A 23,477-nucleotide genomic window follows, 5' to 3' on the forward strand; every position below is an offset into this window, starting at 1 on the left:
GAGGTTAATGATGATTAATTTTTATCCGATTCCCCTTTCTTTCCAGGTAAACGGTGTTTTGAAGAATCCGCCTGCTGCGGCTACCACGTCTTTTGGCTCTTTGGCAACATCTAGACCGTTGGCATCCACTACATCATCACCAGAAAATGCTGCTGTGCCCGGGTTGATCATATCACGGATTGCACTGGCGTGTCTTGCTTCCACTGAAACAATTTTTCCTGCAATTACCAGATAATCCGGATTGGTAATAAATTTTCCTGCTGCATTATAAGCTGCTACCCCGGTATCTTCAAGAGCTTTGGCAGTTGCAAGTACTGAATTTCTGTCGCTGAAGTTTACATTAGGATACTGAAATTCAAGTTTTGGAAGAACCTGACTTGTTGCTCCTGTTAAAGCAGCTTTAAAAAAGTCTCTGTGAATCACCTCATGATGATAAATGTCTGTAAGAACAGTCTTTTCTGCAGTTGATGCATTCGTATAGAAACTGTTTACCACTTTGGTGTAGAAGTCGGCTTCCAGCTGTTCAAGAGCGTAGGCATAGTTTAAAACGCCAACATCTCCCATTCCGAGGTCAAAGATTCCTGTGTTGACATCTTCGAAATCATCATTACATCCTACAAGCGCAAGACCGGCTACCATGGCACCGACGCCGCTCATTTTTAAGAAATTTCGTCTTCCGGCGTCCAGTGTGGGCTTGCCGAGAACAGTAATCGTTTTTTTCATAATATTAATAATTTAATGGGTTTATATCTAAAGAAATTCTGCACCGGTACTATCACCCGATGCAGAAAAAACACTAAACTAAGGCATCAATACCGTATCTATAACATGTATTACACCATTTGACTGGTTAACGTCTGCGATGGTAACTTTTGCTTTGTTTCCTTTCGCATCAGTTACATAGAGATCTTTTCCTTTTGTCCAGAAAGTTAAGGCTTCACCCTGAACGGTTTTCATTTCAGCTTTGCCACCTCCTGATTTTACTGCTTCCCAAACTTGTTTAGAAGAATATTTCCCAGGTAAAACGTGATAAGTAAGAACTCCCTGAAGCATAGATTTGTTTTCAGGTTTAAGTAGATTGTCTACTGCTGATTTTGGAAGCTTTGCAAATGCAGCATTGGTAGGTGCAAAAACGGTGAACGGACCGGCTCCCTGTAAAGTTTCTACAAGATCTGCTGCTTTTACAGCGGCTACAAGAGTTGTGTGATCTTTAGAATTCATTGCATTTTCTACAATATTTTTTGAAGGGTACATGGCAGCACCTCCAACCATTACTGTTTTCTCTTTCATGTTCTGTGCAGCGGCGTTTCCGCTTAATGCGAATGATAATGCGATCATTCCGAAGGCTGCGAATTTTGATGTGAAGTTCATTGTTCTGATTTTTAAATTATTTGAATCTTAATTTTCGATCTCCTATGTGGTGATCTTATGGTGATGTACGAGGATATGACAATTATCAGTTTTACAAAATCAATAATAATTTTTAACTTGTTGATAATCAGCTTTAAATATTTTAAAAATTTGTTTAGAATCAGAATATTTTTTAATAAATCAGATAAGATGCAATGCATAATGGTTCACTTCTTGCTAAATCAGTTTTAATTATTTTCTGTAAACCTTATTTAATCATAATGTTTAGAGAGATAATTTTACTACATTTGAAAATCTTAAACACCAGGTCATCAAAACAAAGTACTCTGAAGACGAAATTATCGCCATGATTAAGAGGCATGACGAAAATGGATTTCATTATTTATATGAAAACTATTCGGCTGCTTTGTATGGAGTAATTTTGAAGATTGTACATTCCAGGGAAGCAGCAGAAGAAATCATTCAGGATACTTTTGTAAAAGTCTGGAATTTTATCCCTCAATACGATAAAGGTAAAGGCAGGCTGTATACGTGGATGATCAATATCGCCAGAAATACGGCACTCGATTATTTAAAATCAAAAAGTTTTCAGAACGAGCTAAAAAACCAATCACTTCCGGATTTCGTATATAACGATACCAAACTCTCAGTATCAGATAATCAGGACTTTATTGGTTTCAGTAAAATTCTGGACAACTTAGATGACGATAAGAAGGAACTTATCGATCTGGCTTATTACAAAGGATTCAGTCAGTCTGAAATTGCAGAAAAGCTAAGTATACCCTTGGGTACGGTGAAAACAAAAATGCGGAATGCGTTAATGAAATTAAAGGATTTGTTAATAGATTACAGATAAAGTGAATACTCAGGAATACATATCATCAGGCATACTTGAGGCATATATTTTGGGCACAGCAACTCAGGAGGAAGCAGGCATTTTAGAATGCGTGATGTCTCATAATGCAGAAGTGCGAAATGCTTTTGAAGAAACGCAGAAAATTCTTGAAGACCTTGCAACGGCTCAGGCGGTAAAGCCTGCGGATGATTTAAAAGATAAGATCTGGCTTAAAATCTCTCAAAGTCAGCATGAAACTGTTGTTTCAACTGATAATCTGCAAAAGACAAATACCATACCGTTGCCTGCAGAAGTGCATGTAGAATCTGCCGGCGCATCCAAATCTCTGTGGAGCAAACTTTCTGTGGCAGCATCAGTACTGCTTGTGATTAGCTTAGGCGCCAACCTTTTCTGGATGTCAAAATCTTCCGAAAAAGATGATCAGATCATTGCGATGAGAGATCAGCAGAACGAGACTGAAAAAAAGATTAAAAATATCAACGATAAACTGAGTTTAATTTCAAACCCTGATCTTCAGAAAATTGTTCTGGCAGGAGTTGAAACCCATCCCGACTCTAAAGCAGTTGTTTTCTGGGACAAGACCAATACCAAAGTTTATCTGAATGTACAGAATCTACCTGAAGCTCCTTCAGGCAAACAATACCAGCTGTGGGCAATCGCCGATGGCAAACCTGTAAGTGCGGGAATGTACAGCAAAGACAAAGATACCCGAATTGCTTTATCAGAAATTCCAAACGCTCAGGCATTTGCTATTACCCTTGAGCAAGAAGGTGGAAGCCCGGTACCTACAATGGAAAACATGTACGTGATGGGTACGGTACTTTAAAGGTAAGCACTCATCAAAACCGCAATAATTCCCAAAATAGCAGGCAGAGCCTGAACAAAAAAGATTTTCTTCGTAGCTGAAATGGCGCCGTAAATTCCTGCAACTGCAACACATCCCAAAAAGAAAAGCGATACGTTATATTGCCATTTTTCATCACAAATGAGGAGTGACCAGATTAATCCTGCCGCAAGAAATCCATTATAAAGTCCCTGATTGGCGGCCAAACCTTTGGTGGGTTTAAACATTTCCGGCGGAAGGGCAGATTTAAAAACCTCTTTGCCTTTGGTTTCCCACGCAAACATTTCCATCCAGAGAATATATAGATGTTCCACTGCTACCAATCCGATTAATATTTTTGCGACAATTTCCATGATGTTTATTTTTTGTTGATGTAAAACTAAAAAAATAAACTTAAGTTTGATCCTGTAAATCTGAAAATGGATCAGTTTAAAATACATTTAGATAAATTTATCACGCTTTCTGAGGAAGACTTTTCTTCGGTGATGTCGTTTTTTAAATCTATTGAGGTGAAGAAAAAGCAGGATCTGATGACGGGCGGAGAAACCTGCCGATCCATTTATTTCGTAGCTTCCGGTTGTCTCAGAAAATTCTTTATTAACAGTAAAGGTGTTGAGCAGACCACAGAATTCGCCATTGAAAACTGGTGGATCACCGATACTTTCGCTTTCGAAAGACAGATAAAATCGGACTTTACTGTTCAGGCGGTTGAAAAATCGTTGGTTCTCGTTTTAGATTACCACAGTCAACAGTTGCTTTTTGAAAAACATCCACAATTGGAAAGGTATTTCAGAATGGTTTATCAGAGAGCCTACGCAGCCTCCGAAAGAAGAATCCGTTATCTGTATGAATTTTCGAGAGAAGAACTGTATCAGCATTTCAGCACACAATATCCATGGTTTATTCAAAGAATTCCGCAGTATCTCATCGCATCGTTTTTAGGTTTTACACCGGAATATCTCAGCGAGATAAGAGCAAAGCTGAAACTGTGATTTTGGTTTGATATCTTATCAACTATAACTTTAGAACTCATGCAGCGCTGTCAGGCTGAGCGTAATCGAAGCCTGGTTCATTAATGAGAGTATACAAACTGTAACTAAAAAGTATTTCTTCAAATATAATTTAGATGGCTTCAGCGATGTCAGGCCATGCATAGTCTAAGCTTTTTTTCTGAAGTAGGAAATAAAACAAAATTTTTGTTGTCTTTTTTCTTTACCCCGACCCTCAAGGGAGGAAAAAAGTATGACTTAATATTGTTAAAAAACTGCAATTTTTAATCATCATACAAACTTAAATCTGCTTTGCAGATTCTTAAAAAAAAACTTAACCATTTAATTCTCTTAATGGTTCAACTTTCCACCAAACTGTTATCTTATTCTAAAAATTATCTTCTTTCTTAAACCAGTTTAAGATTATTTTGTCGGGATATTCTGAACTTTGTCCTGTAAATAAAAACAATGAAAAACACACTCCAACCTCTTCCACAGTTATTTTTAAGACTGGCCCTTTCGGTGACAATGCTTTCTGCTGTGGCAGACCGTTTCGGGTTTTGGGGTGAAAATTCAGCCTGGGGAAACTGGGAAAACTTTGAGAAATACACACAACAGTTGACCTTTTTTCTTCCTGAAAGCGTGGGAAGTTTTTCAGCTTATGCCGCAACATTTTTAGAAATACTTTTTCCGCTGATGCTGATCTTTGGAATTAAGACAAAATGGGCATCATTGGGAACAGGTTTTCTACTTCTGATTTTTGCTTTTTCAATGAGCGTAGCTTTAGGAGTAAAAGCACCTCTGGATTATTCAGTATGGATAGGTTCAGCAGCCGCTTTTTTACTCTCCGTACAGTCAGATTATAAATATTCAATAGATACATTAATTAAAAAATCATAACAGTTATGAGCGCAAGATTCAACATGGCAACTGTACACAGTGCCGCTTACAAAGCAGGAATAGGAATGGAGGCAGCCCTTCAGAACTCTTTTTTAAATCCGATTCAGAAAGAATTGATAAAAATCAGAGCATCACAGATCAACAGCTGTGCCTTCTGTCTGGATATGCACACCAAAGATGCCCTGAAGTATGGAGAAACACCTCAAAGAATTTTCCTTCTCAATGCATGGAGAGAGGCTGCAGAACTTTTTTCTGATGAAGAACAGATCATTCTCGCAATGGCCGAAGAAATCACACTGATCAGCCATAAAGGCCTTACAGAAGAAACCTATCAGAAAGCAAAAACGGTTTTCAATGAAAGCCAGATTGCCGACATTATTATGGCAGCAGTTTCCATCAATATGTGGAACAGAATTGCGATTTCAACGCACCTGCCGGTTGCAAAATAATATTTCAAATTATAGTAAAATTTCTCCACTGAAGCAATTTTAGTAGGTTTGACTAGAACGTCAAGGATATTTCTCCATCTGAAAAGGTGGAGATTTTTTTTTATTTATAGTAAACTTAAAGAGGGAAATGAGTAGCATTCACTAAAAACAGTTGGGCATAAAAAAACCTCCTGATTATGGACAAGAGGTGACCCAAATGTTTTCACAACGGAATAATCCTTATTGTGAATTGCTTTCGGTTTCAAAGATAAAAATATTTTTTTTATTGCAATTGATGAAACCCGTAAGGAACTTAATTTTTTTCTGTTTATTTTTAAGCAATTTCAAAAAACTCAATAATTATGATAAAAAATATACTTGGATTAGACTTGGGAACTAACTCTATTGGTTGGTCGTTGATCAAACAATACTTTGAAAATAAACAAGGAGAAATTCTTGGGATGGGAAGTAGAATTATTCCAATGTCTCAGGATATTTTGGGAGAATTTGGGAAAGGGAATTCTGTTTCTCAAACTGCTTCGAGAACTGGTTACAGAGGAGTCAGAAGATTGCGTGAAAGATTTTTATTAAGAAGAGAAAGGCTTCACAGAGTTTTAAATGTTTTAAATTTTCTTCCTGAATATTATGCTTCGCAAATTGATTTTACTAAAAGATTTGGAAAATTCAAGGAAGAAACCGAACCGAAATTAGCTTATAATAAAGAAGGATTTATTTTTAAAAATTCCTTTGAAGAAATGCTTGCCGATTTTAAAAATCATCAACCTCAACTTTTAGAAAACGATAAAAAAATTCCTTATGACTGGACGATTTATTATCTCCGCAAAAAAGCGCTTTCCCAAAAAATAGAGAAAGAAGAGTTGGCTTGGATTCTTTTGAATTTTAATCAGAAACGTGGTTATTATCAATTGCGGGGTGAAGATTTTGAAGAAGAAAAAGATAAAACTTTTGTACGTCTGAAGGTTGAAAAGATTGTTGATTCTGGAGACAATATAAAAGGCAAAATATTGTATGATGTTTATTTTGAGAATGGATGGAAATACGATAAACAAATTGTAAAAACTGAAGATTGGATTGAGCGTGTAAAAGAATTTATTGTAACTGAGTCCTTTTTGAAAAATGGCGATATTAAAAGAACTTTCAAAGCTGTTGATTCTGAAAAAGATTGGATTGCTATTAAGACTAAAACCGAACAGGAAATCGACAAGTCTCACAAAACCGTGGGAACTTATATTTATGAAACACTTCTTCAAAATCCGAAACAAAAAATCAAAGGAAAATTGGTTCGGACAATTGAGCGAAAATTTTATAAAGATGAACTCAAACAAATTTTAGAAAAGCAGAAAGAATTTCATCAGGAACTGAAAAATGATGATTTGTACAGCGATTGCGTTCGTGAATTGTATCGAAACAACGAAGCGCATCAATTGACTTTGAGCAAAAAAGAATTTGTTCATCTTTTTATGGATGATATTATTTTCTATCAAAGACCATTGAGAAGTCAAAAGTCTTCTATTTCTAATTGCACATTGGAGTTAAGAAAATATAAAGACGAAAATGGAGTAGAGCACACTCAATATTTAAAAGCTATTCCAAAATCTAATCCGTATTATCAGGAATTTAGGCTTTGGCAATGGATATATAACCTGAATATTTATTTGAGAGATGATGATTCCAATGTTACAAAAGAGTTTTTAAATACCACTGAAGATTTTGAAAATCTGTTTGAGTTTTTAAATAATAGAAAAGAGATTGAACAAAAACCATTAATCAAATTTCTTTTGGAAAAAAAGGATTTCAATAAAAAACTGATTAACGCAGAAGTAGAAAAATATCGCTGGAATTTTGTCGAGAACAAACCTTATCCTTGTAACGAAACCAAATCAATGATTTCTTCAAGGTTGGATAAAGTCGAGAATATTTCTGCGGATTTTTTCACAAGAAAAATTGAGCAAAAGATTTGGCACATCATCTATTCTGTAAATGATAAAATTGAATACGAAAAAGCATTAAAGTCGTTTGCCGGAAAAAATAATCTGGATGAAAATTCTTTCTTCGAAGCTTTCAAAAAGTTCCCACCGTTTAAAAGTGAATATGGTTCTTTTTCGGAGAAAGCGATTAAGAAATTGTTGCCTTTGATGCGACTGGGGAAATTTTGGGATGAGGATGAAATCTTAAAATATAGTGATGATTATTTTAAAAATATAGAATCATTATTAGGTGTGTTGAAACAAAGAGATGAAAACATTTCTGACGTTGACCGTGAAAACTATAATAAAACAATTAATAATAAGCTTCGGGCAGAATTAGAGAATTTCCAAAATGCAGAAATAGAATCTTTTCAAGGTTTAAGATTACATATTGCCCAATATATTCTTTATGGTAAACATTCTGAAGGAGATAATAAAAAATTCAATTCTGCGGATGACTTGGAAGAATTTTTAAAAGAATTCAAGCAACATTCACTTCGCAACCCGATTGTAGAACAAGTGATTACGGAAACACTTCGTGTAGTTAAAGACATTTGGGTGAAATACGGAGATGGTGCTAAAGATTTCTTTAATGAAATTCATATTGAGCTTGGAAGAGATATGAAACTTCCCGCTGAAGAACGAGATAAATTAACTCGTCAGATTTCTGAAAATGAAAACACTAATCTTCGTATCAAAGCACTTTTGGCTGAAATGGTGAATGATAATTTAGTGGAAAATGTTCGTCCGTATTCGCCGATGCAACAGGAAATTTTGAAAATATATGAAGAAGGAATTCTAAAATCGGATATTGAAATTGAAGACGATATTCTGAAAATCAGTAAAACTGCACAACCTACTCCATCTGATTTAAAAAGATACAAACTTTGGTTGGAGCAAAAATATAAATCGCCTTATACAGGACAAATTATTCCATTAAATAAATTGTTCACGCCGGAATATGAAATTGAACACATCATTCCTCAAAGTCGATATTTTGATGATAGTTTTAGCAATAAAATTATTTGTGAGTCGGCGGTTAATAAACTAAAAGATAATTATATAGGACTTGGATTTATTAAACAGTTTGGTGGAACTATCGTTGAATGCGGCTTTGGCAAAAGTGTGAAGGTTTTTGACGCAGAAGAATATGAAGATTTTGTTAAAAAGCATTACGCTAATAATCGAGGAAAAAGAAACAAGCTTCTTTTGGAAGAAATTCCTGAAAAAATGATTGAGCGTCAGTTGAACGATACTCGTCATATCAGCAAATATATTTCAGGCGTACTTTCCAATATTGTGAGAGTAGAAGATGGTTCAGATGAAGGTGTAAATTCAAAAAATATCGTTCCTGGAAACGGAAAAATTACGACACAATTAAAACAAGATTGGGGATTGAATGACGTTTGGAATGAATTGATTTTGCCGCGTTTTGAAAGAATGAATCAGCTTACAAACTCTGCGGATTTCACAGCTTGGAATGAGAATTATCAGAAGTTTTTACCAACCGTTCCAATTGAGTTTTCAAAAGGATTTTCAAAGAAAAGAATCGACCATCGTCATCACGCTTTGGACGCTTTGGTGATTGCTTGTGCGACGAAAGACCACGTGAATTTATTGAATAACCTGTCAGCAAAATCGGATACGAAACGTTACGATTTGAAAAAGAAATTGATGAAGTTTGAAAAGGTGATTTACAATCATCCGCAAACTGGAGAAAGAATAGAACGAGAAGTTCCGAAACAATTTTTAAAACCTTGGGAAAACTTCACTGTTGAAGCTAAAAATAGTTTAGATAAAATTATTGTAAGCTTTAAACAAAACCTTCGTGTTATTAATAAAGCCACTAATTATTATGAAAAATATGTGGAGAAAGATGGCGTGAAAACCAAAGAAAGAGTGGAGCAGACGGGAACGAATTGGGCGATGAGAAAATCACTACACGAAGAAACGGTTTCAGGAAAAATCGATTTACCTTGGGTGGAAACGAGCAACGGAGAATTTATTACTGCCACAAGAAAATCTCTGGATACAAGCTTTAATCTGGAAAAAATCAAAAAGATTACGGATACGGGAATTCAGAAAATTCTCAGAAATTATCTTGAAGCAAAAGAAAATAACACTGAATTGGCTTTCTCGCCAGAAGGAATTGAAGATTTAAATAAAAATATTGAAAAATATAATGATGGCAAATCACATCAACCAATTATCAAAGTTCGTGTTTACGAAAAAGGAAAAGGAAGATTTGCTTTAGGACAGACAGGAAATAAATTTGATAAATACGTTCAAGGTTCTCCCAATTTATTTTTTGCGATATATAAAGATGAGAATGGTAAAAAAAGTTTTGAAAGTATTCGTTTGGATATTGTGATTGAAAGAATGAAACAAGGTTTAGAAGCAGTTCCTGAAACAAATCAAAATGGATTTGCTTTATATCAAACTTTATCTCCATTAGATTTAGTTTACATTCCTACAGAAGATGAAATTGAAGTACCACATTTAATTAATTTTGATAAATTGGATAAAACAAAGTTGGAAAGGATTTATAATGTAAATGATTTCTCGGGCTACACAATTTATTTCAGTCAAAATTCTTTTGCTAAAAACATATATCCAAAAGAAATGGATATGACTTGGAATCAAAAGAAACAAAAGCCTTCCGGTTCATTTGATTCTAAGACGGCTTCATTTAATAAAAAATCTATCAAAGATAATTTTATTAAGATAAATGTTGACCGTTTAGGAAATATCACTAAAGCATAGCAAAGTATCATGATCACCCGCTCCATCTACATCGGCAATCCCGCTTACCTCAAGCTCAAAGATGAGCAGATGAAAATTCTCTGTCCGGAAACCAAAACCGAAAAGGGGAGTGTTCCTGTGGAAGATTTGGGACTGTTGATGCTGGATCATTTTCAGATTACGATTTCGCATAACCTTATACAGAAGATGATGGGTAATAATGTGGTGGTCGTCAGTTGTGACAGTCATCACTTGCCACACGGAATTATGTTGCCATTGTACGGACATACAGAACATTCAGATCGGGTAAAAGACCAATTGGAAGCGAGTGAGCCTCTTAAAAAGCAACTGTGGAAACAAACCATTGAGTGCAAAATAGAAAATCAGAAAGAAGTTTTGCTGAGGTTGGGGAATTATTATGAGCCGATGCTGGATTATCAAAGCAACGTGAAAAGCGGTGATATCACCAATATGGAAGGGATAGCTGCTCAGCATTACTGGAAATATCTGATCAGTCTTGATTTTTTAAGACAGCGTTTTGGAGACTCACCGAATCAGTTTTTCAATTTTGGTTACGCCGTTTTGAGAAGTATTGTTGCCCGTGCTATTGTAGAAACCGGATTGCTTCCTGTTCTCGGGATTTTTCATAAAAACAAATACAATCCCTATTGTCTTGCGGATGATTTAATGGAGCCTTACCGACCGTTTGTTGATCTTTTAGTCATGCAATGGCTGGGGAAAAATCCTGATGTTGAAGAATTGACTAAAGAATTCAAAGCCCACATTCTGCAGATTGCCACAAAAGATGTGCTGATAGACATGAAAACAAGACCACTGTTGGTGGCGGTAAAATCAACCGCTTCTTCGCTTTACAAATGTTATACAGGAGAAAAAAGACTGATTTCTTATCCTGAACTAATTTAAAAAACGTCCCGTAAAACTCCATTATCTTTGGATAGGGTTGGGGAGAAGACCATGAATGCCGAAAGGTTTAACGCTTACAGAATTATGTGGGTTTTAGTATTGTACGACTTGCCGACAGAGACCAAAGCCAATATGCGGGATGCCAATAAATTCCGCAAAGGTTTGCTGGATGATGGTTTTACGCTTTTTCAGTTTTCAATGTATGTTCGCCATTGTCCGAGTCGTGAAAATGCTGAAGTACATATTAAAAGAGTGAAATTTATGCTTCCAAAAGCTGGCAAGGTTGCTATTATGTGTATTACCGACAAGCAATTTGGGGATATTGAAATTTTCTTTGCCAGAAATAAAGAAGAACCACCGCCAACTTTCCAACAGCTTGAACTTTTTTAATGAGACGCAGAGTCTAAAAATTAAAATAGCATTTTATTTGTCATGCTGTAAGCATCTAAGCAACATTAATAGAATCTAAGAAATTAAATAAATTTGTTAATTGAATATCAAAAAGAAATACTTTTACAATTCTAAAACAACAACAAACCCTCTGGAAAACAGAGGGTTAAATTTTGAGGTTGTTGTGTATCCCAAAGATACCGAAAAATGAAAGCAATTCACAACCAAAGTAGCTCAGTTTGCAAGAAATGAAAAGTTGTTGTGTATCCCAAAGATACCGAAAAATGAAAGCAATTCACAACTAAAGATACCACCGACCGATGGAGTACTTGGTTGTTGTGTATCCCAAAGATACCGAAAAATGAAAGCAATTCACAACAACAGAAAGATATTTTCAAACGCAAGATGAGTTGTTGTGTATCCCAAAGATACCGAAAAATGAAAGCAATTCACAACTTCTCCACGAGCCACCCTTGCGATATTTTTGTTGTTGTGTATCCCAAAGATACCGAAAAATGAAAGCAATTCACAACCATTTCTATAAACATTGCCTTTTTTATCAAGTTGTTGTGTATCCCAAAGATACCGAAAAATGAAAGCAATTCACAACTAAATATGGTTCATCGAACGCTTATGTTCTGTTGTTGTGTATCCCAAAGATACCGAAAAATGAAAGCAATTCACAACGAAAAAAAGCATGTCCTTTTGATTCCTTACGTTGTTGTGTATCCCAAAGATACCGAAAAATGAAAGCAATTCACAACACGACTTCAGGCTGGTAGCACGGGAAATCGGTTGTTGTGTATCCCAAAGATACCGAAAAATGAAAGCAATTCACAACGCCTTCTTCGCGTACTGGTTCGGGTCTCATGTTGTTGTGTATCCCAAAGATACCGAAAAATGAAAGCAATTCACAACAAAGTTCTAATAAAAATAAAAAAGTTTTAAGTTGTTGTGTATCCCAAAGATACCGAAAAATGAAAGCAATTCACAACGGGTGCGTACGGTTTAATTGTTCGATGTAAGTTGTTGTGTATCCCAAAGATACCGAAAAATGAAAGCAATTCACAACTTCCATCGACGTGGATAATATCTCCTGCATGTTGTTGTGTATCCCAAAGATACCGAAAAATGAAAGCAATTCACAACTAACAATCCAATCATTGAACTGCCAAGTCAGTTGTTGTGTATCCCAAAGATACCGAAAAATGAAAGCAATTCACAACACTCAGCAACTGTAGGTGTCGTTATTTGTAGTTGTTGTGTATCCCAAAGATACCGAAAAATGAAAGCAATTCACAACATGGTTTCGAGTTGGTCATGGGTGCGAGTTGTTGTTGTGTATCCCAAAGATACCGAAAAATGAAAGCAATTCACAACCACAGGCAGGTCAGGGCATTGCTGATGCACGTTGTTGTGTATCCCAAAGATACCGAAAAATGAAAGCAATTCACAACAACATGCTTGTTAATGTTGAATGCGCTGTAGTTGTTGTGTATCCCAAAGATACCGAAAAATGAAAGCAATTCACAACTTTAGCCCGTCCTAATCCTAACCAAACTTGGTTGTTGTGTATCCCAAAGATACCGAAAAATGAAAGCAATTCACAACTTATTTTCATTACGTTAAATAAGAGACGCTGTTGTTGTGTATCCCAAAGATACCGAAAAATGAAAGCAATTCACAACTTTGTGATGAAAGGTCTTTGAAGATTATCATCCCAAAGATACCGAAAAATGAAAGCAATTCACAACTTATTCTGAACACAGGATAATAACAGGCACGTTGTTGTGTATCCCAAAGATACCGAAAAATGAAAGCAATTCACAACCCTTTCAACCTCTGCAGAATTTCCCGCATAGTTGTTGTGTATCCCAAAGATACCGAAAAATGAAAGCAATTCACAACTAACTGGATCTGTTCCAGTATAAATAGTTTGTTGTTGTGTATCCCAAAGATACCGAAAAATGAAAGCAATTCACAACCATGGGTTCAATTATTCCGCGATTTCCATTGTTGTTGTGTATCCCAAAGATACCGAAAAATGAAAGCAATTCACAACTACGGTAAGATTGATAAATATTTCATCAATGTTGTTGTGTATCCCAAAGATACCGAAAAATGAAAGCAATTCACAACTTCCGTTGATACCTGTGATTTTGGCAGCAAGTTGTTGTGTATCCCAAAGATACCGAAAAATGAAAGCAATTCACAACAAATACAATCATTAAAAAAATAAAAGACAAGTTGTTGTGTATCCCAAAGATACCGAAAAATGAAAGCAATTCACAACGCTTTTTTGATCAACATTTCAAGCCGTTGAGTTGTTGTGTATCCCAAAGATACCGAAAAATGAAAGCAATTCACAACGAGATGTGATCAACATATTGAGTAGAGCGTGTTGTTGTGTATCCCAAAGATACCGAAAAATGAAAGCAATTCACAACACTCCGATGGTTCAGGCAAATTCTACCGGAGTTGTTGTGTATCCCAAAGATACCGAAAAATGAAAGCAATTCACAACGGCTATGCCCTGGAACAATGGAATAGCGTCGTTGTTGTGTATCCCAAAGATACCGAAAAATGAAAGCAATTCACAACTCCGAAACTTTAGGAATTAAAAACCGAGGTGTTGTTGTGTATCCCAAAGATACCGAAAAATGAAAGCAATTCACAACATCTTGTCTCTTCTCCCGTATGTAAATCGTGTTGTTGTGTATCCCAAAGATACCGAAAAATGAAAGCAATTCACAACAGAAAGCTTCACAGCCTACATTTTCAAAGCGTTGTTGTGTATCCCAAAGATACCGAAAAATGAAAGCAATTCACAACAATCTCAAAAGAGTTCACCAAAAGATCAGTGTTGTTGTGTATCCCAAAGATACCGAAAAATGAAAGCAATTCACAACAAGCTTTTTGATCAGGGTATTTTTGAGATTGTTGTTGTGTATCCCAAAGATACCGAAAAATGAAAGCAATTCACAACATATTTTATCCATCCCATACTGTGACCAGTGTTGTTGTGTATCCCAAAGATACCGAAAAATGAAAGCAATTCACAACAATGAATGATTCAGTTCTTTTTATAGCTCGGTTGTTGTGTATCCCAAAGATACCGAAAAATGAAAGCAATTCACAACCAAATGCTGAAATTGAATTTTTAAAAGGCAGTTGTTGTGTATCCCAAAGATACCGAAAAATGAAAGCAATTCACAACTACAATGTTTTTCATCTAATTTATTTTTTTGTTGTTGTGTATCCCAAAGATACCGAAAAATGAAAGCAATTCACAACCTTTGTACCAGCAATCAATTAACCGTCCTGGTTGTTGTGTATCCCAAAGATACCGAAAAATGAAAGCAATTCACAACTCAAGCAGTCGCCGAAAGACGTTTTTAAAAGTTGTTGTGTATCCCAAAGATACCGAAAAATGAAAGCAATTCACAACCAGCATATCCTATCACAGGAATATTAGGATGTTGTTGTGTATCCCAAAGATACCGAAAAATGAAAGCAATTCACAACGATCTGTTGCGTCGTCATACTTCTCATTAAGTTGTTGTGTATCCCAAAGATACCGAAAAATGAAAGCAATTCACAACCTTTAATGGATATATCTATAAAAGTAGATTGGTTGTTGTGTATCCCAAAGATACCGAAAAATGAAAGCAATTCACAACCTGTTCAGCAAGAGACATAGAAGATATTTTGTTGTTGTGTATCCCAAAGATACCGAAAAATGAAAGCAATTCACAACCCCGAATCGTTTTTGAATGGAATAATCTTGGTTGTTGTGTATCCCAAAGATACCGAAAAATGAAAGCAATTCACAACTACAATTTGTAACAATAAATATTTGGCTATGTTGTTGTGTATCCCAAAGATACCGAAAAATGAAAGCAATTCACAACCAAAAGGATTAGTTCCAGGTCCTATTCAAAGTTGTTGTGTATCCCAAAGATACCGAAAAATGAAAGCAATTCACAACCGCTTCCTTTATTTCCAACATCTTCAAGGTGTTGTTGTGTATCCCAAAGATACCGAAAAATGAAAGCAATTCACAACTTAGTAATGAATTAAGCTATGAGAAAATTGGTTGTTGTGTATCCCAAAGATACCGAAAAATGAAAGCAATTCACAACTGGTTCATAACTATTTTTAATAAAAGGATAGTTGTTGTGTATCCCAAAGATACCGAAAAATGAAAGCAATTCACAACGCACGTTCAACTGTTTAATAATTATATCGTGTTGTTGTGTATCCCAAAGATACCGAAAAATGAAAGCAATTCACAACAGAGTGAACTACAAGCATTTGATAACCTACGTTGTTGTGTATCCCAAAGATACCGAAAAATGAAAGCAATTCACAACTTGCTGTATGACTGATATAAACACCTTTGCGTTGTTGTGTATCCCAAAGATACCGAAAAATGAAAGCAATTCACAACTAACTCTCTAACTTTAAGAAAGTAATTTCTGTTGTTGTGTATCCCAAAGATACCGAAAAATGAAAGCAATTCACAACGCTCCCTCATTCCAATTTTCAAGAACAAATGTTGTTGTGTATCCCAAAGATACCGAAAAATGAAAGCAATTCACAACAAAGATGACAGACCACAAGTTGCAGTTATGTTGTTGTGTATCCCAAAGATACCGAAAAATGAAAGCAATTCACAACCCTAATGAAATAACATTTAAGCAATTCAAAGTTGTTGTGTATCCCAAAGATACCGAAAAATGAAAGCAATTCACAACGTACTCTATCATATTCATTATGCGAGTTCCATTGTTGTGTATCCCAAAGATACCGAAAAATGAAAGCAATTCACAACCCAATGCAATGAGGGTTATCGGTGAAAATGGTTGTTGTGTATCCCAAAGATACCGAAAAATGAAAGCAATTCACAACTATAATGATTATCAGGCTGTAATTTCTGAAGTTGTTGTGTATCCCAAAGATACCGAAAAATGAAAGCAATTCACAACACAGCATTGAAAACACAAAGAATAATAAAAGTTGTTGTGTATCCCAAAGATACCGAAAAATGAAAGCAATTCACAACATAATTCCTTTTCATCATCTTCCATTAATTGTTGTTGTGTATCCCAAAGATACCGAAAAATGAAAGCAATTCACAACGGATGCAACAAAAGGAAGTGCAAGTTCACGGTTGTTGTGTATCTCAAAGATACCGAAAAATGAAAGCAACTGACATCAAAAAAAAATATATCCAACAAGAGTCATCCCGCATCCAACGCCCATCACCCAACCCTCTTTTTAACATTTTTTAAATACCACAAAACCCTCCGCGGCATTATATTTTCTTAGTATTTGGCATTAACACCAAAAAATAAAATATTATGTCAAAGAAAATTGCCATTCTGGCGACACACGGTTTCGAGGAAAGTGAATTGAGTTCCCCTAAAGAACATATTGAACAGCAGGGCTGGACAGCACACATCATCAGTCCGGAAAGCGGAAGCATCAAGGCATGGGCAGAAAAAGACTGGGGTAAGGAATATCCGGTAGATAAAACTCTGGATGAGGTTTCAGCGTCTGATTATGATGCGCTGGTATTGCCTGGCGGAGTAATCAATCCGGATAAAATTAGGGTGAATGATTCTGCATTGAGCTTTGTGAAAGATTTCTTTCAGCAGCACAAACCAGTAGCAGCCATCTGTCACGGTCCGCAGATCTTGATCAACGCAGGGGTAGTGGAAGGCAGAAAACTGACGTCTGTGAAAAACATCAGTCAGGATCTTAAAAACGCCGGAGCCCAGTGGGAAGACAGCGAGGTGGTTGTAGATCAAGGGTTGGTGACCAGCCGTACTCCGGAAGATCTGCCGGCCTTCAACGCAAAACTGGTAGAGGAAGTAAAAGAAGGAAAACACAGCGGACAAACCGTCTAAAATCCCTTCATCTAAAGAAAAATCAGCATTCGTCATCCGGATGCTGATTTTTTTTGGTTCAAAGTCTCAATTCAAGATTTAAGATTCAAGATTCAAGCTTCAAAATTTAAATAGTACAACTTTTTAAGTATTTTTCCACGCTTTAGGGGTGCATGAAGAAAAATGCATTCAGGATTTAAGATTCAAAATTTAGATAGCACAACTTTCGGAGCATTTTTCTGCCAATGTCATCTTGAGCCTGTATAAGGAAGAGTGAGCGTAATAAGAAACGTTCAAAAATTCAAGATTTAAGATTCAAATAGTGCAACTTCCGGAGCATTTTTCCACCATTTAGGGCTGGGGGAAGAAAAATGCGCTTAAGATTCAAATATTACAACTTTTCAAGCATTTTCCCACGCTTTAGAGGTTCAGGAAGAAAAATGCATTCAGGATTTAAGATTTAAAGTTCAAGATTTAAGATTCAAAATTTAGATAGCAACAACTTTCGAATCATTTTCCCACCTATGTCATCCTGAGCCTGTCGAAGGAAGGGCTGGGGAAAAAATGCGTTCAAGATTCAGGATGAAAAAAAATAAGATTTGGACAGTACAAATCCTACCTTCCGCAGGGTATCTGCAGAACATTGGCATTCAGAGGTTGTTCCACTTTTCTTTCCAGCTTTTCAGAGAAGGTTGTGATATAAATTTCCATAGAGCCGGTTCCGACTTTCAGGGCTAAAATATGCCCGCCATACGCGTCAAATTTATCGTCGGTTGCAACGCCATGAACGTGAATGGACGGCCCTTTTTCATTCCACGCAATCGAACCTGTAATGCTTCCCATTTCTACTTTGCTAAAAGTTTTAGGATTAAACTTCTTAGCTTTAAAATCATAAAACCCAAAGGTAACATCAGACGCAAACCCAATACCCGTAAAGTTGGCAGACGGAATATTTTCTTTTCTTGCAAGATCTTCAATACCCGCCAATACATCATCACCCTCCCGGAAAACCATCAGAAATCCTGTTGGAGTTTCAGTGTATCTGCACATTTCTTTATTTTGAGCCGTTATATTGCTGAAAAAAAGAAGAAGGATGAGTGCGCAAATCGTTTTAATGAAATTCATAAAGTTTAATTTTTATTTTACAGTGAATGAAACATCTGCACCAAACTCATTAAAAGAGATAATCCCCAAACCCCATAAACTCTAAAACTCTACCACACTCCAACTCTAATACACTCAAACACTCAATTTCTCAAACATCATCTCCCTTTTAAAAATTTTAGTCAAATGTTCTTTGTAAATCTTCATATCCCTTTCAACGTCTGCATTTTTTTCTACATCATGAAAGTGGAAACTCTCCATTTTTTCTAACGACACAAAAGCATTCATTCTGTGAAAACCAAATAATGCTCCATCATCAACACTGGTTTCGCTAAAGAATTCTCCAGGCAGCGTAAAGGCAGTTTCGGGTGCATTCCAGCTGGTGGTCAGCATATATTTTCGTCCACCCAGCATTCCTCCGGTGCCGTAGTTGATCTTTGGATTTTCGGAGGATCTGCCGTCGCTCATATAAATTCCTTTGGCATGACCGGCCGTGAAAACTTCATCAATATACCTTTTAAAACCATTCGGCAACTGAAACCACCAGATCGGTGTGTGATAAATAATATAGTCTGCCCAGACAAATTTTTCAACTTCCTCGCCTGCATTGTACGCACTGCTGGTGTTGGTGATTTTAACTTCAATATTTCCAAATGAGTGAAGGGCTCGGGAAATAGGAGATGGGAAATTGGAGATGGAAGAGGGAAGATGGAAGAATGGTGGTGCAAGATTGCAGGTTGGAGGTGCAAGATTGCGGGTTGGAGATGGAAGATGGCAGGTTGGAGATGGAAGATGGAAGAATGGAGGTGCAAGATTGCAGGTTGGAGATGGAAGATGGCAGGTTGAAGGTGAAAGATGAAAGAATGGAGGTGCAGGATTGCAGGTTGGAGATGGAAGATGGAAGATGGAAGATGGAAGATGGAAGATGGAAGATGGATGATGGAAGATGGAAGATGGATGATGGGAGAGGAATGAAGGTTTTTATTTGGGCAGCTGTTTCCGCCCTCCGTTCCCGCTTTTTTGCTCGTCGTACCTCCTCACAAAAAGAGCTCCACTCAGGTCGGGCTGCGGGGAAGAGTGAAGATGAGTAATGGGTGATGGTTTATGATTGATGATTAATGATGTTTGGTGTCAGTCATCCGCTGTCTGAAAGGTGGAAACGGTCTTGAAGTGATTCCTGATTTTCTCTGTAAAAACAAGATAGGATCCGGTGAAGTAAAACTCATTTGGAAAGGAAAGGAGAAGCTGGAAAACACCCTCTATTTCGGATGCCGAAAAAGCTCAATGTACCAAAACGAAATCGATCACATCAAAGGTCTCTTCAGAAGAATGATGTCTAAAACTGATGAAGTTATTGTTAAATAAAATATTATCCTGAATGAAAGCACACCTGGATTTAAAATTAAAGAAAGAACAGAAGCCCAATTACTAATAGGACAAATGAAATTTATAGCAGTAAAAGTTGGTGTTCCAAACTTGCTCATTATGAATTTGTTAAATATGGAAACAAATTTTTAGTTATTCATAAATTATCACTACTTTTGCATCCGTAAAAATCATTCATGCAAAACATTAGAAATATTGCGATTATCGCACACGTTGACCACGGTAAAACTACTTTGGTTGATAAGATTATTCATGCTACAAACATTTTCAGAGAAAATCAGGAAAGTGGAGAATTAATAATGGATAACAACGATCTTGAAAGAGAAAGAGGAATTACCATTTTATCAAAAAATATTTCTGTTACTTATAAAGACACAAAAATCAACGTAATCGATACGCCTGGTCACGCCGATTTCGGTGGTGAGGTAGAGAGAGTATTGAAAATGGCAGACGGTGTAATCCTTTTGGTGGATGCATTCGAAGGGCCTATGCCTCAGACAAGATTCGTATTGCAGAAAGCTTTGGAATTAGGTCTTAGACCATTGGTTGTTATCAATAAAGTAGACAAACCAAACTGTCGTCCTGAGGAGGTTCACGATCAGGTATTTGATTTGTTCTTCAACCTTGAAGCTACTGAAGAGCAGTTGGATTTCCCTACATTCTACGGTTCATCAAAACAGGGATGGTTCAACACTTCACTGGAACAGACAGACAACATTTTCCCGTTACTGGATGGGATTTTACAATATGTACCTGAGCCTAAAGTAGAGGAAGGTAACCTTCAAATGCAGATTGTTTCTCTTGATTTCTCTTCTTTCCTGGGAAGAATTGCGATCGGAAAAGTAATCAGAGGTGAGATCAAAGAATCTATGTGGATCGGTCTTGCTCAGGCAGACGGAAAAGTAGTGAAGGGTAAAGTAAAGGAACTTTACGTTTTCGAAGGTCTTGGAAAGAAAAAAGTAACTGAAGTAAAAGCCGGAGATATCTGTGCTGTTGTAGGTTTCGACGCTTTCCAGATTGGTGATTCATTCGTAGATATCGAAAATCCTGAACCATTGCCAAGAACGGCTATCGATGAGCCTACCCTGAACATGACGTTCTCTATCAATAATTCACCTTTCTTCGGTAAAGACGGTAAATATGTTACTTCAAACCACCTGAAAGAAAGATTAACAAAAGAATTAGAGAAAAACCTTGCATTGAGAGTTCAGCAGACTGATGATGCCAACACTTTCCTTGTATTCGGTAGAGGTATTCTTCACTTGTCAGTTTTAATTGAAACAATGAGGAGAGAGGGTTACGAAATGACAATCGGGCAGCCACAGGTTATCTTAAGAGAAGATGAGAACGGACAAAAACTGGAGCCTTATGAGTCTTTGGTAGTTGATGTTCCGGAGGAATTTGCTTCAAGAGTAATCGATTTGGCAACTCAGAGAAAAGGTGACCTTCACATTATGGAAACCAAAGGTGAAATGCAGCATATGGAATTCGAAATTCCTTCAAGAGGTCTGATCGGACTGCGTTCTCAGATGTTAACTGCTACTGCTGGTGAAGCTATTATGGCGCACCGTTTCACAGAATACAAGCCTTTCAAAGGTGCGATTCCTGGAAGAAGCAATGGTGTATTGATTTCTAAAACTCAGGGTCCTGCAACTGAATATTCTATCGCTAAGCTTCAGGACAGAGGTAAGTTCTATGTTGATCCGGGCGAGGAAATCTACGCTGGTATGGTCATCGGTGAGCAAAACAAACCGGGAGATTTGGTGGTAAACATCGTTGAAGCAAAGCAGCTGAACAACATGAGAGCTTCAGGTAAAGATAAAGATACAGGTGTTGCACCAAAAATCTTATTCTCTCTTGAAGAATGTATGGAATATATTCAGGCTGACGAAGCAATCGAGGTGACTCCAAACTTTATCAGAATGAGAAAGAAAGTACTTTCTGAAGAAGAAAGAAAAAGAATGGAAAGAGGAGCGAAAGCATAATCTGAAATTCATAAATATACCTAAAGCCTTGATTATTCGGGGCTTTTTTCATTTTTAGACCATTTGTTGTGATAAATGTATTAAAAGTATGGCAGAGCAAAATAAATATGACAGAATCTTCGATTTGTAACTTATCTGGTATTTATGGATCATTTAAAATGACCTAGGAAGCGGAGGCGTTAAGAAATTTAGAAGAAATTCCGTTTAGAAATTTCCACTGTTTGAGTGGCGGCTATAATCATCTTAAAATGATGCTTCGTCATTTCCGCACGAGTTTGGAAATTTTAGGAATTACTTTTAAATTTTAGCTGACGATTTCAAGTCTTGAATTTTTGGTTCTTTTGTTTCAAGACAAAAAAACTGAGGACTTCGCGGCTAAATTTTTGTACTGAATATGAAATGTTCAGATCAAAATCAATAATTTTAATATTAATCACCCTTTCATTCATCATCTCTTGTGATGGATTAAAAATTCCTAAAAATGTTTTCGAAACCTCTGAACGTGTAAAATACGAGCGCAGCTTTTCAGGAGCCGACAGCCTGTTGACTCAGTGGAAAGCAGGTTTCTCATCAGCTTCTGCCAGTCAGCTTAAAATTAAAGATGGAACGTCACTGCTGATGAATTCAGATCAGTTAAAATCCGATGCTGTAGGTTATTTAATAGATTTAAAAAAAGGAGATTTGCTCGTTGTCGAAACTGAATCAACCCTTCCAGATAAAAAGATCTTTGTCGATTTACTGGATCCAACTTCAGGGTCAGAAATGATGAAATCACAAATCATTGAAGATAATCTATTCTCAAAACCAGTTGAGACTGACGGTTTACATAAAATTATTGTACAGCCCGAAATTGGCTACGGAAGTCAGCTTAAAATAAAAATCTACACTCAGCCCTCGCTCAAATTTCCCGTAGCAGGAAAAGGTAACAAAAATGTGCAGAGCTTTTGGGGAGCCAGCCGCGACGGAGGCGGAAGAAGCCACGAAGGAGTTGATATTTTCGCATCAAAGGGAACACCGGTGGTTGCAGTTGCTGATGGCTATATCACCCGAACCGGAAATCAGGGATTGGGAGGAAAGCAGGTTTGGCTGAGAGATGATGAGGTAGGCAATTCCCATTATTACGCCCATCTCGACAGCATTCTTACTGAAGATGGTAGAAAGGTGAAAACCGGAGATACATTAGGATGGGTGGGAAACACCGGTAATGCCGCCGGAGGAGCGACTCATCTTCATTTTGGAATTTATTCCACGGGAGGCGCTGTCGATCCTTATCCGTTTATCCGTGAACGTTCAGTTCCAAAATTTGTTACTGAGAATAATTCAGAAAAGTTTTCAGGAAAATATCTGAAAGCAGGAAGCAGTCTGAGGTCAGGTGCCGGTTCGGACTATGAGATTTTTTCAACAGTTAAACCAAGAACACAGATAACCGTTATTGCATCACACGGAATTTGGCTTCACATTAAAACCTTGGACGGAAGAGAAGGTTTCGTAAAAAGCAACCAAATCGAGAAATAGCTGCAGTAAATTTTAAACCTTTTTTATAAGTAATAGCATTTTAATGCTCATTTTTGGTATTTCCAACACCACATTTTATTCTGACACTTAAAAATAATTCCTATTTTTGGGAACAATTAATTTTTAACCAAAAATGGGCAGCCTGTTTTGGGATATGACATAAA

The 23,477-nt window shown here is 36.7% G+C and carries 18 protein-coding genes and 1 CRISPR repeat array; of the genes, 13 read left to right on the forward strand and 5 right to left on the reverse strand.

Annotation, left to right across the window (positions count from 1 at the left end):
* Positions 1 to 21 precede the first annotated feature (21 nt).
* Positions 22 to 723: a ferritin-like domain-containing protein gene (locus tag NG809_RS13380; RefSeq protein ID WP_262151417.1), complete on the reverse strand. Its 702-nt coding sequence runs from the start codon at positions 721 to 723 to the stop codon at positions 22 to 24.
* Positions 724 to 801: 78 nt separating this feature from the next.
* Complete coding sequence (locus tag NG809_RS13385; protein ID WP_262151419.1) at positions 802 to 1,371, reverse strand: fasciclin domain-containing protein; 570 nt, start codon at positions 1,369 to 1,371, stop codon at positions 802 to 804.
* A 346-nt stretch (positions 1,372 to 1,717) separates the two neighbouring features.
* Here NG809_RS13385 and NG809_RS13390 point away from each other — a divergent pair, with 346 nt between their 5' ends.
* Positions 1,718 to 2,227: an RNA polymerase sigma factor gene (locus NG809_RS13390; RefSeq protein ID WP_262151421.1), complete on the forward strand. Its 510-nt coding sequence runs from the start codon at positions 1,718 to 1,720 to the stop codon at positions 2,225 to 2,227.
* A gap of 1 nt (position 2,228) precedes the next feature.
* A complete protein-coding gene (locus NG809_RS13395) occupies positions 2,229 to 3,053 on the forward strand; it encodes an anti-sigma factor (RefSeq protein WP_262151423.1) in 825 nt (274 codons plus the stop codon).
* On the opposite strand, the gene NG809_RS13400 is transcribed toward NG809_RS13395, so the two are convergent.
* The gene (locus NG809_RS13400; RefSeq protein WP_262151425.1) at positions 3,050 to 3,424 is read right to left on the reverse strand and encodes a DUF1304 domain-containing protein; all 375 of its coding nucleotides are present in this window, start codon (positions 3,422 to 3,424) and stop codon (positions 3,050 to 3,052) included. The two genes, NG809_RS13395 and NG809_RS13400, sit on opposite strands and share 4 nt — an antisense overlap.
* Positions 3,425 to 3,490: 66 nt before the next feature.
* On the opposite strand from NG809_RS13400, the gene NG809_RS13405 reads away from it, so the two are divergent.
* The 7 genes from NG809_RS13405 to NG809_RS13435 all read left to right on the forward strand — a co-directional run bounded on the left by NG809_RS13405 (position 3,491) and on the right by NG809_RS13435 (position 17,344).
* A complete protein-coding gene (locus tag NG809_RS13405; protein ID WP_262151427.1) occupies positions 3,491 to 4,063 on the forward strand; it encodes a Crp/Fnr family transcriptional regulator in 573 nt (190 codons plus the stop codon).
* A gap of 465 nt (positions 4,064 to 4,528) precedes the next feature.
* Positions 4,529 to 4,960, forward strand: a complete 432-nt coding sequence (locus tag NG809_RS13410) for a DoxX family protein (RefSeq protein ID WP_262151429.1) — start codon at positions 4,529 to 4,531, stop codon at positions 4,958 to 4,960.
* Between the two features lie 5 nt (positions 4,961 to 4,965).
* The gene (locus tag NG809_RS13415) at positions 4,966 to 5,409 is read left to right on the forward strand and encodes a carboxymuconolactone decarboxylase family protein (RefSeq protein ID WP_262151431.1); all 444 of its coding nucleotides are present in this window, start codon (positions 4,966 to 4,968) and stop codon (positions 5,407 to 5,409) included.
* A 341-nt stretch (positions 5,410 to 5,750) separates the two neighbouring features.
* The gene (gene cas9, locus NG809_RS13420; RefSeq protein ID WP_262151433.1) at positions 5,751 to 10,139 is read left to right on the forward strand and encodes a type II CRISPR RNA-guided endonuclease Cas9; all 4,389 of its coding nucleotides are present in this window, start codon (positions 5,751 to 5,753) and stop codon (positions 10,137 to 10,139) included.
* 9 nt (positions 10,140 to 10,148) lie between these two features.
* The gene (gene cas1, locus NG809_RS13425) at positions 10,149 to 11,042 is read left to right on the forward strand and encodes a type II CRISPR-associated endonuclease Cas1 (protein WP_262151435.1); all 894 of its coding nucleotides are present in this window, start codon (positions 10,149 to 10,151) and stop codon (positions 11,040 to 11,042) included.
* A gap of 51 nt (positions 11,043 to 11,093) precedes the next feature.
* Positions 11,094 to 11,432: a CRISPR-associated endonuclease Cas2 gene (cas2, locus tag NG809_RS13430; RefSeq protein WP_262152579.1), complete on the forward strand. Its 339-nt coding sequence runs from the start codon at positions 11,094 to 11,096 to the stop codon at positions 11,430 to 11,432.
* Positions 11,433 to 11,610: 178 nt separating this feature from the next.
* Positions 11,611 to 16,651: a CRISPR direct-repeat array (repeat unit 47 nt; unit sequence GTTGTTGTGTATCCCAAAGATACCGAAAAATGAAAGCAATTCACAAC).
* A gap of 144 nt (positions 16,652 to 16,795) precedes the next feature.
* A complete protein-coding gene (locus NG809_RS13435) occupies positions 16,796 to 17,344 on the forward strand; it encodes a type 1 glutamine amidotransferase domain-containing protein (protein ID WP_262151437.1) in 549 nt (182 codons plus the stop codon).
* A 594-nt stretch (positions 17,345 to 17,938) separates the two neighbouring features.
* Here NG809_RS13435 and NG809_RS13440 read toward each other — a convergent pair.
* The gene (locus NG809_RS13440; protein ID WP_262151439.1) at positions 17,939 to 18,448 is read right to left on the reverse strand and encodes a PPC domain-containing DNA-binding protein; all 510 of its coding nucleotides are present in this window, start codon (positions 18,446 to 18,448) and stop codon (positions 17,939 to 17,941) included.
* A 114-nt stretch (positions 18,449 to 18,562) separates the two neighbouring features.
* The gene (locus NG809_RS13445) at positions 18,563 to 19,123 is read right to left on the reverse strand and encodes an NAD(P)H-dependent oxidoreductase (RefSeq protein ID WP_396124918.1); all 561 of its coding nucleotides are present in this window, start codon (positions 19,121 to 19,123) and stop codon (positions 18,563 to 18,565) included.
* On the opposite strand from NG809_RS13445, the gene NG809_RS13450 reads away from it, so the two are divergent.
* The 4 genes from NG809_RS13450 to NG809_RS13465 all read left to right on the forward strand — a co-directional run bounded on the left by NG809_RS13450 (position 19,122) and on the right by NG809_RS13465 (position 23,313).
* A complete protein-coding gene (locus NG809_RS13450; protein WP_262151441.1) occupies positions 19,122 to 19,286 on the forward strand; it encodes a hypothetical protein in 165 nt (54 codons plus the stop codon). The genes NG809_RS13445 and NG809_RS13450 overlap by 2 nt on opposite strands.
* A gap of 269 nt (positions 19,287 to 19,555) precedes the next feature.
* A complete protein-coding gene (locus tag NG809_RS13455; protein ID WP_262151443.1) occupies positions 19,556 to 19,792 on the forward strand; it encodes a hypothetical protein in 237 nt (78 codons plus the stop codon).
* Positions 19,793 to 19,989: 197 nt separating this feature from the next.
* Complete coding sequence (gene typA / locus NG809_RS13460; protein WP_056084933.1) at positions 19,990 to 21,798, forward strand: translational GTPase TypA; 1,809 nt, start codon at positions 19,990 to 19,992, stop codon at positions 21,796 to 21,798.
* Between the two features lie 399 nt (positions 21,799 to 22,197).
* Positions 22,198 to 23,313 (forward strand): M23 family metallopeptidase, encoded by a 1,116-nt coding sequence (locus NG809_RS13465; protein WP_262151447.1) that lies wholly within the window; start codon positions 22,198 to 22,200, stop codon positions 23,311 to 23,313.
* The last annotated feature ends 164 nt before the right edge of the window (positions 23,314 to 23,477 follow it).

It is taken from the genome of Chryseobacterium foetidum (assembly GCF_025457425.1).
Lineage (GTDB): Bacteria > Bacteroidota > Bacteroidia > Flavobacteriales > Weeksellaceae > Chryseobacterium > Chryseobacterium foetidum.

What these genes read in the sequence shown, in the direction of transcription:
- NG809_RS13380 (WP_262151417.1), bottom strand. Translation starts at nt 723, where the DNA reads ATGAAAAAAACGATTACTGTTCTCGGCAAGCCCACACTGGACGCCGGA.
- NG809_RS13385 (WP_262151419.1), bottom strand. Translation starts at nt 1,371, where the DNA reads ATGAACTTCACATCAAAATTCGCAGCCTTCGGAATGATCGCATTATCA.
- NG809_RS13390 (WP_262151421.1), top strand. Translation starts at nt 1,718, where the DNA reads ATGATTAAGAGGCATGACGAAAATGGATTTCATTATTTATATGAAAAC.
- NG809_RS13400 (WP_262151425.1), bottom strand. Translation starts at nt 3,424, where the DNA reads ATGGAAATTGTCGCAAAAATATTAATCGGATTGGTAGCAGTGGAACAT.
- NG809_RS13405 (WP_262151427.1), top strand. Translation starts at nt 3,491, where the DNA reads ATGGATCAGTTTAAAATACATTTAGATAAATTTATCACGCTTTCTGAG.
- NG809_RS13410 (WP_262151429.1), top strand. Translation starts at nt 4,529, where the DNA reads ATGAAAAACACACTCCAACCTCTTCCACAGTTATTTTTAAGACTGGCC.
- NG809_RS13415 (WP_262151431.1), top strand. Translation starts at nt 4,966, where the DNA reads ATGAGCGCAAGATTCAACATGGCAACTGTACACAGTGCCGCTTACAAA.
- cas9 (WP_262151433.1), top strand. Translation starts at nt 5,751, where the DNA reads ATGATAAAAAATATACTTGGATTAGACTTGGGAACTAACTCTATTGGT.
- cas1 (WP_262151435.1), top strand. Translation starts at nt 10,149, where the DNA reads ATGATCACCCGCTCCATCTACATCGGCAATCCCGCTTACCTCAAGCTC.
- cas2 (WP_262152579.1), top strand. Translation starts at nt 11,094, where the DNA reads ATGAATGCCGAAAGGTTTAACGCTTACAGAATTATGTGGGTTTTAGTA.
- NG809_RS13435 (WP_262151437.1), top strand. Translation starts at nt 16,796, where the DNA reads ATGTCAAAGAAAATTGCCATTCTGGCGACACACGGTTTCGAGGAAAGT.
- NG809_RS13440 (WP_262151439.1), bottom strand. Translation starts at nt 18,448, where the DNA reads ATGAATTTCATTAAAACGATTTGCGCACTCATCCTTCTTCTTTTTTTC.
- NG809_RS13450 (WP_262151441.1), top strand. Translation starts at nt 19,122, where the DNA reads ATGGAAGAGGGAAGATGGAAGAATGGTGGTGCAAGATTGCAGGTTGGA.
- typA (WP_056084933.1), top strand. Translation starts at nt 19,990, where the DNA reads ATGCAAAACATTAGAAATATTGCGATTATCGCACACGTTGACCACGGT.
- NG809_RS13465 (WP_262151447.1), top strand. Translation starts at nt 22,198, where the DNA reads ATGTTCAGATCAAAATCAATAATTTTAATATTAATCACCCTTTCATTC.